At 35.3% G+C, this 16,160-nt stretch carries 13 protein-coding genes; 5 read left to right on the top strand and 8 right to left on the bottom strand.

Features of this window, described 5'->3' with window-relative positions; translation table 11 throughout:
• Window positions 1-30: 30 nt before the first annotated feature.
• Window positions 31-543, bottom strand: a complete 513-nt coding sequence (locus tag SFA27_RS03770; protein ID WP_407296433.1) for a 5' nucleotidase, NT5C type — start codon at window positions 541-543, stop codon at window positions 31-33.
• Between the two features lie 215 nt (window positions 544-758).
• On the opposite strand from SFA27_RS03770, the gene SFA27_RS03765 reads away from it, so the two are divergent.
• Window positions 759-2,654, top strand: coding sequence for an ABC-F family ATP-binding cassette domain-containing protein (locus tag SFA27_RS03765; protein WP_047379054.1), 1,896 nt, complete (start codon window positions 759-761; stop codon window positions 2,652-2,654).
• Between the two features lie 169 nt (window positions 2,655-2,823).
• Here SFA27_RS03765 and SFA27_RS03760 read toward each other — a convergent pair whose 3' ends face one another.
• Window positions 2,824-3,879: a Gfo/Idh/MocA family oxidoreductase gene (locus SFA27_RS03760; protein WP_407296430.1), complete on the bottom strand. Its 1,056-nt coding sequence runs from the start codon at window positions 3,877-3,879 to the stop codon at window positions 2,824-2,826.
• A 977-nt stretch (window positions 3,880-4,856) separates the two neighbouring features.
• Between SFA27_RS03760 and SFA27_RS03755 the strand changes: the two genes are divergently transcribed.
• The 3 genes from SFA27_RS03755 to SFA27_RS03745 all read left to right on the top strand — a co-directional run bounded on the left by SFA27_RS03755 (window position 4,857) and on the right by SFA27_RS03745 (window position 8,596).
• The gene (locus SFA27_RS03755; protein ID WP_047379057.1) at window positions 4,857-7,142 is read left to right on the top strand and encodes a TonB-dependent receptor; all 2,286 of its coding nucleotides are present in this window, start codon (window positions 4,857-4,859) and stop codon (window positions 7,140-7,142) included.
• Between the two features lie 94 nt (window positions 7,143-7,236).
• A complete protein-coding gene (locus SFA27_RS03750; RefSeq protein WP_047379059.1) occupies window positions 7,237-7,752 on the top strand; it encodes a membrane protein in 516 nt (171 codons plus the stop codon).
• A 253-nt stretch (window positions 7,753-8,005) separates the two neighbouring features.
• Window positions 8,006-8,596, top strand: coding sequence for an outer membrane beta-barrel protein (locus tag SFA27_RS03745; protein ID WP_047379061.1), 591 nt, complete (start codon window positions 8,006-8,008; stop codon window positions 8,594-8,596).
• Between the two features lie 95 nt (window positions 8,597-8,691).
• On the opposite strand, the gene SFA27_RS03740 is transcribed toward SFA27_RS03745, so the two are convergent.
• Window positions 8,692-9,327, bottom strand: a complete 636-nt coding sequence (locus SFA27_RS03740; protein WP_407296427.1) for a peroxiredoxin — start codon at window positions 9,325-9,327, stop codon at window positions 8,692-8,694.
• Window positions 9,328-9,421: 94 nt separating this feature from the next.
• Here SFA27_RS03740 and SFA27_RS03735 point away from each other — a divergent pair, with 94 nt between their 5' ends.
• Window positions 9,422-10,309, top strand: a complete 888-nt coding sequence (locus tag SFA27_RS03735) for a mechanosensitive ion channel family protein (RefSeq protein WP_264516985.1) — start codon at window positions 9,422-9,424, stop codon at window positions 10,307-10,309.
• 256 nt (window positions 10,310-10,565) lie between these two features.
• On the opposite strand, the gene sucC is transcribed toward SFA27_RS03735, so the two are convergent.
• From sucC to SFA27_RS03710, 5 genes are all read right to left on the bottom strand, one after another.
• Complete coding sequence (gene sucC / locus SFA27_RS03730) at window positions 10,566-11,756, bottom strand: ADP-forming succinate--CoA ligase subunit beta (RefSeq protein WP_034694875.1); 1,191 nt, start codon at window positions 11,754-11,756, stop codon at window positions 10,566-10,568.
• 131 nt (window positions 11,757-11,887) lie between these two features.
• On the bottom strand, window positions 11,888-13,165 hold the full coding sequence (locus SFA27_RS03725) for a chloride channel protein (protein ID WP_047379067.1): 1,278 nt from the start codon (window positions 13,163-13,165) through the stop codon (window positions 11,888-11,890).
• Window positions 13,166-13,167: 2 nt separating this feature from the next.
• The gene (locus SFA27_RS03720; RefSeq protein WP_407296423.1) at window positions 13,168-13,554 is read right to left on the bottom strand and encodes a DUF423 domain-containing protein; all 387 of its coding nucleotides are present in this window, start codon (window positions 13,552-13,554) and stop codon (window positions 13,168-13,170) included.
• Window position 13,555: 1 nt separating this feature from the next.
• Window positions 13,556-14,626, bottom strand: a complete 1,071-nt coding sequence (locus tag SFA27_RS03715; protein WP_407296421.1) for a hypothetical protein — start codon at window positions 14,624-14,626, stop codon at window positions 13,556-13,558.
• Window positions 14,627-14,792: 166 nt separating this feature from the next.
• Window positions 14,793-16,121, bottom strand: a complete 1,329-nt coding sequence (locus tag SFA27_RS03710; protein ID WP_264516983.1) for a hydroxymethylglutaryl-CoA reductase, degradative — start codon at window positions 16,119-16,121, stop codon at window positions 14,793-14,795.
• Window positions 16,122-16,160 lie beyond the last annotated feature (39 nt).

The following is a 16,160-nucleotide window of genomic DNA, read 5'->3' as shown; positions in this document are numbered from 1 at the left end:
TATTCTAAAAAACATTTAAATTCCCTGCTTTTAAAGGATATTCATAACATCTTCCCATGAGTTCACTCTTTGATAGCTATCGTTTTCTATCAGCTCATTATGAGGCTGTGTGAATATCAGTCTGTCTCCGGTAAAATGATCCAGATTTTTAGGATAATCATCAATCATAATGTCTCCGGAAACAACCTTTTTGCTTCCACAAAGAACAATCTGCTCCCAGGTGATGAATGGAAAATGTTCTGCAAGCCAGTCATATTTTTCTCTTAAGCTATTGGGAAATTCCATACCTGCAGACACGATATACAGATCGTATTTATTATTCAGATATTCCATTGCTTCACGGCTTCCTTTCATTACAGGTAAGGTTCTGAAAAAGCCTACCTCATTTACATGTTTTTTTCCGTTTGGAAAAGATTCTATTTCAGGCTTCCCAGCCAAATCACTGATTTCAATTTCTCTTCCTGTATCTCTTTTTTCAAATTGTACCAGCTGATGATATACATCCGCCATTACCCCGTCCATATCTACAATAACTTTTTTCATTGTTTCAATCAGATTTTTGTATTATTTATTAATATTATTAAAGTGTATTCATTGTGTCATATCAAATTTACTGAATAGTTTTTTCAGATAATGGACACAGTCTATTAAAAAATTATAAATATTCATTTTTATAAAAGGGGTTCCGGAAAATTTTAGGTTACATTTTCGTACTTTTGCGGTTCAATTCAAAATTAAAATCAAACCATTAATTTCCAATGAATTACGTTTCTGCAGAAAATCTTACCAAATCTTACGGCATCAAAATTTTATTTGAAAACATTTCTTTTCATATCAATGAAGGGGATAAAATTGCTATTGTTGCCAAAAACGGAAGTGGAAAATCTACCCTTCTGAAAATATTAATGGGTAAAGAAATTGCAGACAGTGGAACTGCGATCATCAACAAAGATATCCAGGTGGTATTATTTGACCAGGAAATTGATTATGATCCTAAACTCAGCATTGAGGAATTTATGATGGCGCTGGATTCAGAACCTATTCTTGCTCTTAAAAATTATCACCTATCACTTCATTCTACTGATAATGATTTTATTGAGAAAGCATTAGCCGGTATGGAAGCTCATAAGGCATGGGATCTGGAAAATGAAATGAAACAGATTCTTTCCCAGCTTAAGATTACCGATCTGGAGGCTAAAATGGGTACTCTTTCCGGAGGTCAGATCAAGCGTGTAGCGCTGGCTAAACTTTTAACAGAAACAAGGGCCGAACACAGGCATACGCTTCTTATCATGGATGAACCTACCAACCACCTGGATGTGGATATGGTAGAATGGCTTGAAAATTATCTGAATAAGGCAAAAATCACCTTATTGCTTGTAACCCACGATCGATATTTCCTTGACAGTGTTTGTGACATTATCTGGGAAATGGAAGATAGAAATCTCTATGTTCATAATGGTTCATATGCTACTTATCTTGAGAACAAAATGATTCGTGAGGAGAATCTTAATGCTACTATTGATAAGGCCAATAACCTTTACAGAAAAGAGCTGGAATGGATGCGCAGACAGCCAAAAGCCAGAACCACAAAATCAAAAAGCAGAATTGACGCTTTCTACGAAACTGAAAAGGTTGCCAAAACCGATACCAGAAAGGATGGATTGGAATTGGATTTTGAAATGAAGCGTCTGGGAAATAAAGTTCTTGAACTTAAACATATTGATAAAAGTTTTGGAGCAAAAGTTCTTTTAAAAGATTTCAGCTACCAGTTTCAACGTGGTGAAAAGGTGGGAATCATCGGAAAAAACGGAGCAGGAAAGTCTACCCTGCTTAATATTATACAAGGATTAGAAAAAGCAGATAAGGGAGAGATTGAAACTGGAGAAACTATATCTTTCGGTTACTTCGCTCAGAAAGGACTTACCTATAAAGAGGACGAGCGTGTTATTGATTTCATCAAGGAGATTGCAGAATTTTATCCTTTGGCGAATGGCAGAAGCTTATCCGCATCGCAGTTTTTAAGATTATTTTTATTTGATGATCAGACTCAGTACTCTCCTATTTCTAAGCTTTCGGGTGGGGAGAAGAGAAGGCTTCACCTGATGTATATTTTGTATCAGAATCCTAATTTCCTGATTTTTGATGAGCCTACGAATGACCTGGATCTTCCTACACTAACGGTTCTTGAAAACTTCCTTCAACAATTCCAGGGATCTTTGATTATTGTTTCCCATGACAGATATTTCATGGACAGAATTGTAGATCATGTTCTGGCTTTTGAAGGGGACGGAAAAATCAGAAATTTTGTTGGAAATTTCTCAGAATACAGAGAGGCGAGAAGCCGTGAAGAAGCATTGGAAAAAAATACAACGGTAAAATCTGAACCTGCTAAAGAAGTAGCTGCTGTAACAGAAAACACTCCAGCTTCTGCCTCTAAAAAAAGAAAATTAACTTTTAAGGAACAAAAAGAGCTGGAAACCATTGAAAAGGAAATGCCTGAACTGGAAGATCAGCGTTCCAAAATTCTGGATCAACTCAATAATGAAGCGGACTACGAAAAGATAGCCAAACTCTCTTCCGAACTGGAAACAGTTTCAGAAAAACTGGAGAATCATGAGATGAGATGGCTGGAGCTTCAGGAAATCGTTTAATAATTATGAGTTATAAATGATGAATTATGAATGAGTCAGAGTGTTGGAGAGTTTTAGGGTTTTAGAGTTTGAGTGTAAACGAGTTGGGAAACTTCTAATTACAACTGCTATCAAACTTGAACTTTAAACGTTGAACCTTTGAATTCATTCATAATTCATAACTCATCATTTATAATTGAATGATTCTTTCTTCTTTTGCGCTTTCCAGGGAAGCATCAATGATTTTCATATTCTGAATAACTTCTTTTCCAGGGGATGGCAAAGCATATCCAAAAACAATATGCTCATAGATCTGCTGGTAATAATCCATATAATTTCCGGCTTCACTGGACGTCAGAATTCTTTCTGTTTCAGAATGATCATTCAGGAAGTTCAAAATTCCATCAGCTTCTTTCAATGGCTGGGTCCATTCTTTACCATATACAGGAATTGCACCTGCTACCAATTCATTTTCCTGATTGTCTGTTCTTTCCTGTAAAAAAGTTCCTCTGTCACCGTGAATAGTATATGCATAATGGCCTTCTTTACTGAAAACCGATGTTTTTAGTCTTACTCTCAGATCATTTTTGTAGAATAGCAGGATCTCAAAATAATCATTCGCAAATTCTTTTCCTTTCATAGAAAATACATCTGCAAAAAGTTTTTCAGGATATCCAAAATACTGTACAGCCTGGTCTACAAGATGCGCACCCAGATCATGAAGTGACCCTGAACCTACCTGGTCCGGACTTTCTTTATGCTGCTTTCCGCTAGGAGTTGTACGGAATCTGTCAAACCGAATTTCAGCCTCTTTAATATTTCCTATTTTCTGTTCATTTAAGACCTTTTGAACCTGTAAAAAGTCACGGTCGAATCGTCGGTTTTGATATACACTTAAAAACAATCCTTTTTCTTCAGCCAATTGAACCAATTCTTCTGCTTCAGAAACATTTACTGTAAAAGGTTTTTCCACAATAATGTTTTTTCCCGCTTCCAGTGCCTTTCTTGCATATTCGTAATGGGTCTGAACCGGAGTGTTGATAATCACCAGCTCTACATCTGCATGCTGAAGCATTTCTTCTACAGACCGGTAAATGGTTGCTTCAGGATATTTTTCTTTAGATTCTTCCTTACTTCTTTCTACCACAGCAGATATAAAAAATCCCGGATGCTCCTTTAAAAAGGGAGCATGGAATACTTTTCCGCTCATTCCAAAGGCACAAAGCCCTGCTTTTACCAATTGCATATTATAATTTTTAACAAATATCATAAAAACTCTTCAATATTATCAAAAGCTTGTGACAAAGTCAAAGTTGAAATTCTACATTTTTGACCATTTCTCTTTCAAATACATATTAATTAGTACAGTAATAAAGACAGAAAATTCTATTTTTTTCTTAGTATTTACCTGAAAATGCGTACAAATACCCATTTTATCCTATTTTACAACAAGGGTGTTTAAACGTAAAAAATTAAATTTCAGCATATTAATAAAAAATGTTTAACTGATAAAATACGCCAAAATAGGAATTTTTAAAATACCATCCCAAAAACCCTTTATTTAAAGGAAAATTTGATAAATGTTGAAAACTTTTTAAAAAAAATCACAAACGTTTTATTAACTTTGAGATACAAATAAACTCGAGCGCTAACTCGAGTTTATTTTGAAATTCCAAAATGGAAAATATTAATTCGTTTCTGGAACTTATAGTAGTTCTTATTCAACTTTTCAAGGAGATCAAACCTTTAATAAAGAAGAAGCAATAAGATCTGTTCTAGTAAAAGCCTCCTACTTTAGGAGGTTTTTTTAATTAATTTGTTGTTTTGTTGAGACAACAAATTGATATAACAAATTTATAAAATTTTGTTACATAACAAAATTTTTATATCATCATTTAATGTTTCTGCATTATCTACAATATTTAAGACCGTTTAAAACATCTCAACCATAGTTAACAATAATCTTTGGATCTATAGAAAAAGTTACCTCTCTATCTACATAAAATTCAAAGATATGCTTTTCCTTTCTTAAGATATAATCTATCTTACTATTGCTTAGCTATCCAAAAAACTATTATACTGATTCTTTGCTTTCAAAAAGTATAGAAATAATCCATCTCATTAACTATAAAAATATGATTTAAATCATTAAATTATTTTTATCTATTCTAAACAAATACTTACATTTGCGCCTTATTTAAAACTGTTCTACATAAAAATAAAATGAAAAGACAATTACTTTCTTTAGGTCTTCTATTTATTGCTGTTTCAGCAAGTTCACAGATGAAAAATGCTGAAGCAGACACCATCAGAACTCAGACCATTGAGGATATTAATCTTCACAAAACAGGAAATCCTAACCAGGCAAGACCATTATCGACAAAATCAAATCTGACGGTAATGGAAAATCCACAGCCTATTGCTATTGTTACTCACGAAATTATTGAGCAGCAGCAGGCAAAACAGCTTAGCGATGTTCTTCAGAATGTAAACGGAATGTACATTACTTCTTCCAGAGGAAATTCTCAGGATAGCTTTGGTGGACGTGGTTTCATTTTAGGAAATGATAATATTTTCAAGAATGGTTCAAGAATAAATAGTGGTGTTTTCCCTGAAGTAAGTGGTTTGGAAAGAGTAGAAGTTTTAAAGGGAGCTAATGCTATGCTTTTTGGTAATACAGCAGCTGGTGGTGTTATCAATATGATTACAAAAAAACCTAAATTCAATTTTGGTGGAAGCGTAGGACTTAATGGTGGAAGCTGGAATTCTTACAAACCAACAGTTGATATTTATGGACCATTATCCAAAAATATTGCATTCAGAATAAATGGTGCATATGAGCATGCTGAAAGCTTCAGAGATGTTGTAGAATCAGAGAAATACTACTTCAATCCTTCATTTTTATTTAATTTAAGTGATAAATCTCAATTAATTGTTGAGGCAGATTATCTTAAAAATAATTTTACCCCGGATTTCGGGATTGGATCTATCACTGAAAAAGATCAAAGCTACAGATTGAATGATGCTGTTTCCAGAAACACTTTCTTCGGAACTGACTGGCAATATCAAAATGTACAGCAAGCTTCTACGAACGTAACCTTTAATCATCAGTTTAATGAAAAATGGTCTTTGAACGCTACTGCTTCTTACCAGAACTATACTAAAGATTATTTTTCTTCTGAAAGAGTACAATGGATATATGAAACTAAAGATGCAGCTGTAGATCCTAACAGATTATCTTGGAAAAGACCTTTTGGTAGAACTTACAACGAACAAAATTATACTTCGGCACAAGTAAACATCAATGGTGAATTCAATACTGGAAAAATCAACCATAAAGTTTTAATTGGTTCTGATGCTGATTACAGCCAGGCTGATGCTTATGCTTATAATATTACTGCCCCAAAAAATCTTCTATATTTAGATGATCCTTCAACATGGGGAAGTATTGATATGCCAAATTCTACTCTTAGTACAAGAAATAGAATCAATACAAGAAGAATTGGGATCTATGCACAAGATTTTATCAGCTTAACAAAGCAACTAAAAGTAATTGCAGGACTTAGATGGTCTTATATAGAAAATATGCCTACGCTGACAACTCGTTTTACATTAAATGATAAAATTGAGGTGGCAAATTCTTCAACTTCTGACAATGCATTTTCTCCAAAAGTAGGTTTGGTTTATGCGCCAAATGAAAACCTTTCGGTGTTTGCAACTTATACTAATTCGTTTGCTTCAAATGCAGGATATACTTCAGATCAGTTTGGTACAGTAAATACCAATCAACCTGTTACCGATGTTCAAAATCAGTTAACTACTTTATCAAGACAAAGCATAAAACCTTCAACAGTTGATCAATACGAAATTGGTATTAAAAAGAATTTCTGGAACAATGCTTTAGCTGTTAACTTAACGGCTTACCAGATTATGTACAATAATTATTATCAAACATATTGGTTCGCTTCTGCTCCAAACGGAGCACCAGTAAATTCAACAGATACCAATCTTAAAGAATATGCAGGAAATATGAGAAGCCGTGGTGTGGAATTAGACATTACAGGAAACCCAACAGAAAACCTATCTATAATCGGAGGTTTTTCTTATAACAATTCTGTTTACATTGACACTCCTGAAAAGGGATATGTTGAAAACCAAAGATTAGTAAGAACTCCTGCCACAACAGCAAATGCTTCCGTTTTCTATAAATTTACAAACTATGTAAAAGGTTTAAAAATTGGAGCTGGAATTTATTACATTGGAGACAGAATCGCTGGATGGAATGATTCAAAATCTACAAATGCAAGTAGAAACAACGTGAGTAGAATGTTTGATCTAAAAGACTATACAACTGTATCTGTATCTGTAGGCTACGAATGGAATAAATTCTCTATCCAGGGGAAAGTGGGCAACCTGTTTGATGTCGTAAACTATAACGTTCATGAGAATTATTCAGTAAACCCTATCACTCCGAGAAACTACTATTTCACACTGACATACAGACTCTAGAATTCTTTATATAATAATTCTTTCATTAAAAGTGGAGATTGCATTTTTGCAGTTTCCACTTTTGAAATTTTAAACAAAAACAAAACAATAAGATATGGATAAGATTAAAGACACAAGAAGTTTCATGAGAATTACGCACCGTTATCTGGGATATTTCCTTGCCGGGATTATGGCCGTATATTCATTAAGTGGAATTCTACTGGTGTACAGAGACACCGATTTTCTGAAAAACGAAAAAAAATATGAAAAAAACATTGCTGCCAATCTTTCAGAAAAAGAACTGAAAAAAGAGCTGAAAATGAAAGGTCTTGAAGTGGAAAAAACAGAAGGAAGTGTTCTTTATTTTAAACAGGGAACTTACGACAGCGCAACCGGAAAAGCAAAGTACACCAAGAAAGAATTACCTTTCGTATTAGATAAAATGGTTTCTCTTCACAAATCACAGTCTAAAGATGCCATATCTCCGCTAAGCGTTTTCTTCGGAGTTTCTCTTTTCTTTTTTGTGATTTCTAGTTTCTGGATGTTTAATCCTAAAACAAAAGCATTCAAACGCGGAATCAAGTTTACTATCGCAGGACTTATCATATCTATAATTCTTCTATTTATTTAATTATTGGGAAACTGAACAAAAGAAAAAGCACTTGAGCTCATGACCCTTTTTTATCATTTCCTTTTTAAAACCCTTCTTTTATTTCCTTTATCATTATGAAATCCTCAACAAATATGTTAAAAAAGAGGATTATATCTTACTGATAATATTAACGTTTATTTAGAAAAATTACCTAAAATTAAGAGTATGGCACATTTATTGTTTTTTCTATAACTCGTGAATAATAAACATTTAATTATTAAAATAATAAATTATGAAAAAACTTATTTTAACAGGGATATTAGCTGTAGCAGGTTTAACAGCAACCGCAAACGCTCAGATTCAGAAAGGTAATTGGATGGTAGGGGGTAACCTTGCAGGGGCAAATTTTGGTTTAAATGAAGGAGCAGGATACGACTTTGCAATTCAACCAAAAGGAGCATATTTCATTGAAGACAATATTGCAGTTGGGGGATATGTGGATTTAGGCTTCAAAGGAGCTAAAGATGCACCCACTACTTTTACATATAACGTAGGAGCATTAGGGCGTTATTACCTTAATCCGGGAGAGCAGGGAGTAAACAACTTGCTTCACCACGGAAGATGGTTCTTCGAAGGTAACGTAGGTGTTGGAGGTATGTCAATCTCTAAAGGAGGTTCTTCTTCTAATGGTCTTAACTTCGGATTCGGACCTGGTTATTCTTATTTCATCACTCCAAACATCGGACTGGAAGGTTTAGTGAAATATGACGCAAATGCAGGATTCGGAAGCGGTGGATATACTAACAAAATTACTTTTGGTTTAGGATTCCAGATTTACCTTCCAACCTCTAAAGCAAAACAAATTATCAACGACGTTAAGTAATAACTGAAATACTTATAAAAAATAAAGCGCCCGGAAATAAATTTCCGGGCGCTTTTCGTACAAATTAAAACTAAACTATAAAAAATCAAATAAAATCATGTATTGGGTTGTGGCGTATATCGTAAATAGGGTTTTATTTCAGTCACTCCTTTTGGGAATATCTTCCGTGCTTCTTCTGTAGAAACTGTTGGCGGAACAATGACATCTTCTCCATTTTCCCAATTAACAGGAGTAGCTACGCGGTAATTATCCACCAATTGTAAAGAATCCAGCACTCTCAGAATTTCATTGAAATTTCTGCCTGTAGAAGCAGGATAAGTGATAACTAGTCTTACCTTTTTGGAAGGATCAATAATCAAAAGAGAACGCACTGTAGCCGTCAGCGAAGCATTAGGATGAATAAAATCATACAACTCTGAAACTTTTCGGTCTTTATCAGCAATAATAGGAAACCGTACATTGGTATTCTGAGTTTCATTAATATCTTTCACCCAGTTTTGATGATCTTCTACTCCATCTATACTCAAAGCAATGACTTTGGTTCCTCTGGCATCAAATTCAGACTGCAATTTCGCTGTATATCCCAGTTCTGTAGTGCATACCGGTGTATAATCTGCAGGATGTGAAAACAGGATTCCCCAGGAATCTCCCAGATAGTTATAAAAATTAATATCACCTACAGATGATTCTGCCTGAAAATTGGGCGCTGTATCTCCTAGTTTAATTGACATAATGCATTACTTTTATAGTCTACAAATTTAGTAGACTTTTTGGAACTGGCAAATTTTTTGACGAAAATTTATATCTTTAATTAAAATTTTATTCATGGAGAAGACCGGACTCAGGTATGTAGATCTTGTTTATAAAGTATTGGAAAATTGGTATGTGACATTTGCTGAGCTCACGCCCAAACTAATTGTAGGAATTTTGGTATTTACATTTTTCCTGATCACCAGTAAATATTTAAGCCAGGCAGCCGTAAAACTGTTCCATAAATTCTTCCCGAAGAGCCAAAAAGAGAGTTCATTAGTTACTTTAATCAGTATTTTCAGATTTCTGATCATGCTGATGGGTACCTTTATTGCCCTTGAAATAATGGGCTTCAGCGGTTTTCTTTGGAAATTTATCGGAAGTCTGGGAGTTGCAGGGGTTATTGCCGGAGTTGCTTTGAAAGATCTTGTATCAAGTATTTTTTCCGGAATGCTGATTGGCATTGACAAAGCATACAAAGTAGGAGATTATATTACCATTGGAGCACATTCCGGAACAGTACAGGAAATTGGTTTCTTAACTACCAAAATTCTTACTGATGATGGGAAGAAGGCTTATATTCCCAATCAGGTGGTTTTCAATGCTCCGTTTTATAATATTACCGCTTCCCCACAGCGCAGGATTATTTTAAATTTTGAAATTCCTGCTGATGAAGATATCAGTAAAGCACAGAAAGGAATTCTGGATGTGATTAAGAATCTTGACAATGTGGATAAATTAGACACCATAGAGGTGATCTTTACAGACCTGAAACAAGGTGCTTTTAATCTTCAGGTGAAGTTCTGGATAAAAGTAGGTGCTAATCTGGCTCAGGTAAGAAGTAAGGCTTATTTAGGTATTAAAGAGCGTTTTGATGTGGATAAAATTCAGTTGGTGACCCCTACGAGCATCAGTATTACCAGCGGCGAGAGTAATTTACCGGAAAGCCATCAGGATAAGTAACAAAAACCTATATAAATAAAGAACACCTTAAAACCTAGGTGTTTTTTTAAGATGATTACAGAGAAAAAACCTAACAGGTTTTAAAAACCTGTTAGGTTTACAATATGGATTTTAATAAAAATCTGTGTCATTCGTGTGATCTGTGGGAGAATTTAATCCAAGAAAAAACTAAAAAAAACATTCTGTCTTCAGGTTTGAAAACAAAAAAACCGTTCCAAAAATGAAACGGATTCTTTATTTATCTGAGAATTTCAGCTTATGCTAAAACTTCTTTTACTTTGTTTGCAGCTTCTTCTAAAGTAATTGCAGAGTGTACCGGAAGACCAGACTCATCAATTAATTTTTTAGCTTCTACAGCGTTAGTTCCCTGTAATCTTACGATCAATGGAACCGGAAGGCTACCCATTGCTTTGTAAGCATCTACAACCCCTTGAGCAACTCTGTCACATCTTACGATACCTCCGAAGATGTTGATCAAAATAGCTTTTACGTTTGGATCTCTTAAGATGATTCCGAAAGCAGTCTGTACTCTCTGAGCATCGGCTGTACCCCCTACGTCAAGGAAGTTAGCAGGGTTACCACCTGATAATTTGATGATATCCATAGTTGCCATTGCAAGACCAGCTCCGTTTACCATACAAGCAACGTTACCATCTAGTTTTACGAAGTTAAGACCAGCTTCACCAGCTTCTACATCCATTGGATCTTCTTCTCTTGTATCTCTAAGCTCAGCTAAGTCTTTGTGACGGAACAATGAGTTGTCATCTAAAGTTACTTTAGCATCTACAGCGATAATCTTGTTATCAGAAGTTTTTAATACCGGGTTGATTTCGAAAAGAGAAGCATCAATTCCTGTGTAAGCATTGTAAAGAGATGAAATAAATTTCACAAATTCTTTGAATGCATTTCCTTCAAGACCTAGGTTGAAAGCAATTTTTCTAGCCTGGAACCCTTGAAGACCAATAGCAGGATCAATCAATTCGTTGTGGATCAAATGAGGAGTTACTTCTGCAACGTGCTCAATATCCATACCACCTTCAGTAGAATATACGATTGTATTTTTCCCTTCAGCTCTATCTAAAAGAATAGAAACATAAAATTCTTTAGTTTCAGATTCTCCTGGATAATAAACATCTTCTGCAACCAAAACAGAGTGTACTTTTTTACCTTCAGCAGAAGTTTGAGGAGTTACCAACTGCATTCCGATGATATTCTGAGCGTTCTCTTTAAGTTTGTCCATGTTTGGAGAAAACTTAACACCCCCACCTTTACCACGACCACCTGCGTGAATCTGTGCTTTAACAACCCAAGCCTGTGCTCCGGTTTCCGCAGTCAATTTTTCAGCAGCTGCTACAGCTTCATCTACGTTGTTTGCAACGAAACCACGTTGGATAGCTACTCCATACTTTGATAAAATCTCTTTTGATTGATACTCGTGAAGATTCATATTATTTTTATTATTTTATTTTAATATTTAAAGGTTGACAAATTTACTAAAAAGACATGGAAGTTCAAGTTTATTGACTTAAAAATTAAAGTCTGATGGACTTGATTTTTAACATATCATTCGATTTTCCCCTATTCTTCCGTTAATTTCTCAGACTGAGATCCGATAAACGGAATTTTAGGAGCCAGAAAATATCCTGTAAGACTGGCAAATAATATCGGTACAAAATAGGTAAATCCGGTAAGTGTCCCAAGGATAATCGTAGTACTCATCGGAGTTCTTGTCACACAGGCATTAATAGCCGCCATGCAGCTTACAATCGCTAAAGTAGTATCTACTGCCGGAAATAAATTGTGGATAATCAGTCCCAATGTTGTTCCTACAAAAAACAAGGGAATGATAAATCCTCCTCTCCACCCGGAAGTTACCGTAATTGCAATGGCCAGTATTTTAAAAACAAGAATCAGAATTAAAAAATTCAATCCGAAATTTCCACCGATCAGCTGGTTGATTTCGTTATGTCCGAAGTATCTTGTAATGGGAAAATTATAGGCAATAATTCCTAAAATGATTCCACCTACGAATGTTTTAATGTAAATCGGAAATTTTCTGTACTCAAAAATCTTTTTGAAAAATTTGACTACAAATATGAAAATCCATCCGAATAAAGTGCCTACAATTCCAAAGGCGGTAGCATAAGCAAAATCATACACTCCGGTATAATGATAAGCTTTCAGATCCCAGGTTGCTCCAATTCCCAGATGGATAATCAAAGCAAACATCAGATAACTGAAACAGCTTGCTACCAATGCAGGAATAATGGCTTTGTAATATTCTACAGCGTGTTTATGATGCAAAATTTCCAAAGAGAATAGGCTTCCTCCAAGCGGAGCACCAAATAATGCGGTAAAACCGGATGCCATACCGGCAATACTCAAAGACCTCAGCTCTTCCCCTTTCAATCTGAAAATTTTCCCCAGCCAGGTTCCCGTAGATCCAGTAACCTGTACCAAAGGAGCTTCAGGTCCCAAACTTCCTCCTGATGCTACACAGAAAAGAGAAGAAAGAATCATCGAAGGATTATTCTTGGGTTCCAGTTTTCCTTTATTGAATCTGATGTTATTAACAATCAGATGAATTTCTCCCGGATCTCCGATAAAATGGATCACCAGTCCGGCCAGCAAACCGCAGATAGCCATGGTTGGAATCACCTGCCAGCCCTGAAATTCAGCTAAAAATTCTGTAAAATGTTCCAGTACAATCCAATATCCTCCGGCGATAATACCACCCACGAGACCTGTAACAGCCCACATAAAAAAAGTACGGCTGAACACAAACGGATTGAATCTGATAGGTTGATCCAGGAGATTGAATGTTCGTATTAACCGTCTTCTTCTGTTAATTTTCATTCTTAAATTCTGTTTTTAGCAAAATAAAAGATCAGCATTCCCCAGCTTAAGATCATCATCAGACCTCCAAGTGGAGTGATAGGACCTAAGAATTTAAGATTTATTCCCAGATAGTCCTGCATACTCAGGAAATAGATGCTTACTGAGAATAAAAGTGTTCCTGCAATCATTAAAATGGAAGTCCATTTTTCAGCAGAAGTTTCAAATTTTAAAATATACCCGATAATCAGCAGAAAAAAAGCTGCATACATCTGATATCTTACCCCTGTTTCAAAACTTTCCAGTCTTTCCACAGCTAATATTTTTTTTAAGGCGTGCGCTCCGAATGCACCCAGGATTACAGAAACCATTCCGTAAACTGCTCCAAAAACTAAAGTAATTGTTTTCATTTTATAACTCTTCTAATTCTAGGGTTAAATATTTTTTTGTTTTATAATCCTGCCACGTACCAATGATTTTATTTCCTTTCAAATTAGCTTCTATTAAAGCTTTTGGTATCCATTCCTTAAGCTCCTCACTGTGATAATCATCTTCTGTGATGGAAAAATGGTCATGGACAAATTCTCCTCTCCAGTTGATTGGTTTTTTGTTCTTGTCATACCAATAAGTAGCTGAAAAGGAATCATCCTCATTGATTTCGTTAAATAAAACCGTAATAGGATATTTTCCGTCAATTTTTCCTTTGTATAATTTATTTCCTGGACCCGTCTGCCCCAACTTTTCAGAGCCTGATATCAGATTCTTTCCATAAATACTCAGGTATTTTTCAAGTTCTTTATAGGTAAATTCCAGTTCATGACTTCCCAGATCGTCCAAAGCTCTCATGGCATGATTAGAACATCTTCCCGCTACAAAAGTGAGTTTATCCTTTCCAAAAAAATATCGGATGCCATTCAAAGTATAATCCATGAAGCATCCTTCATATAAGCCAATCTGCTCCTGAACTTCTTCTGACGGGTTCTTTTCGGATTTTAATTTTACAAGAAAGTCATTGACTCTTTTTTTGATTTTTTTCTGAATTAAACCTGCAACCGTTTTGGCAGCATTTGTTTGAAATAAATCTTCAGCATTGATATAGTTTCCTGTTCTCAGGTCAAAATTCTTCCAATCTGAAAACTCTTCCGGGTACGCTCCCGAAGCTTCTCCATTGACACCTATACTTAAAATGTTTTTAGGTGTTTCCAACTTCTCCCAATCATAAAAATAAACATAATTGGAATAAGAGTTGGTTGCTGTAGAGGCGAGTTTAAAAGGGTTCCCACCAGAATTCGAGATATATTCCAGTTCGTTTACCTGAAGAAATGTATTGATCTTATTGGCCACGGAAGGATTTGCAGGATAAGTAACTACAGGAAACACAAAGTTTTCAGATTTAGGCTGCAAATCCTGTATTTTTAAATCCTTCTGCTGCGAAAAACTTAACCCGGAAATCAATAAGAAAAATACTATACTCTTTTTCACTATTTTGATTTTAAGTACATTAAAATGAACTTCGCAACCAATGTAGAAATTCCCAGTATGATAAACATATTGGCAAATCTCTTGGAGCTTCTGAAACCTTCATTGTTTGTTTTCTTCAGAAAAAATCCAAAAAGAAGGAATACAATGGGTAAAATGATCTGTAACATTAGTGTCCTCTCATTCTGTTAAATTCATTGATCACCTCATGGTGGCTCACGGTCTTATCTTTAAAATACGTCACAAAGTGCTGCTTTTCTTCTTCGGTAGCTCCCAATTGGTTCAAGATATTCAATAAGTGCATTTTCATATGTCCTTTCTGAATTCCTGTGGTTACCAGAGAACGTAAAGCTCCAAAATTTTGTGCAAGACCTGAAACAGCAAGAATACTCATCAGTTCCTGCGCAGAAGGTTTTCCAAGTAGAGCTAAAGAGAATTTTACCAAAGGGTGAAGATTCGTAAGTCCTCCTACTACTCCAACAGAAATAGGAAGATCAATCCAGAATCTGAAAACTCCGTTATCTGTTGTACAGTGGGTCAAAGATCTGTATTGTCCATCTCTCGCAGCATACGCATGTGCACAGGCTTCTGTAGCTCTGAAATCATTTCCGGTAGCGATTACAACGGCATCTACTCCATTCATGACTCCTTTATTGTGAGTGGTTGCACGGTAAGGTTCAATTTCGGCAATGGTTACTGCCTGTTTGAATTTATAGGCGAATTCTTCAGGAGAAATCCCGCTGTCATCTTTTAAGTCTTCCATTTTACAGGAAACCTCAGCTCTCACAATACAATCAGGTGTAAAGTTGGAAAGAATATTCATCACAATCTGTAATGAATTCTTTTCTTCCTGAGTAAAATCTTCGCTGGTTGCTACTTCCTGTCTCAACGTTTTTCCAAACTGCTCAAGACATGAATTGATAAAATTCGCTCCCATGGAATCTACTGTATCAAAACTTGCTTTCAGCTGATAGTAGTTTGGCATTTCTGCCGTTTTATCCACCAGATTGATATTTAGAATACCTCCACCACGTTTTCTCATGTTGGACGTAATATCTTCTGTTGCTTCAAATAATTTTTTCTTTAAACTGAAATTAAAGAAATGTAATAATTTGTGAGGCTCTACATTAAAAATAAAGTGGGTATGCCCCAGTTTTTCAGTATTGATAATGGTTGTTTTGAACCCCCCTTTGTCTATCCAGAACTTTGCAGCTTTTGAAGCGGCAGCCACTACGGAACTTTCTTCAACAGCCATTGGAAGCGCCACAAGCTTCCCATCAATTAAAAAGTTCGGAGCAATTCCGTAAGGCATATAAAAATTGGAGATAGTATTTTCAGAAAATTCTTCGTGAAGCTTCTGAAGATCTGCATCATCGTTCCAGTATTGTTTTAATATATTTTGATACTCCTGGTTTCCTTCAAGATATTCGTTTACGAGCCATTCGATTTTTCCCTGCTTTGGAAGCTTGGAAAAACCTTCGATTGGTTTATGATTCATGATATAAACTTTAATGAGCCGTAAATATAATGATTTTGA

The sequence above is a fragment of the Chryseobacterium sp. HR92 genome, assembly GCF_045689405.1.
GTDB classification, from domain to species: domain Bacteria; phylum Bacteroidota; class Bacteroidia; order Flavobacteriales; family Weeksellaceae; genus Chryseobacterium; species Chryseobacterium viscerum_A.
Note: the sequence above shows the minus strand (reverse complement) of the source record. Positions and strands in the feature narration are given on the sequence as shown.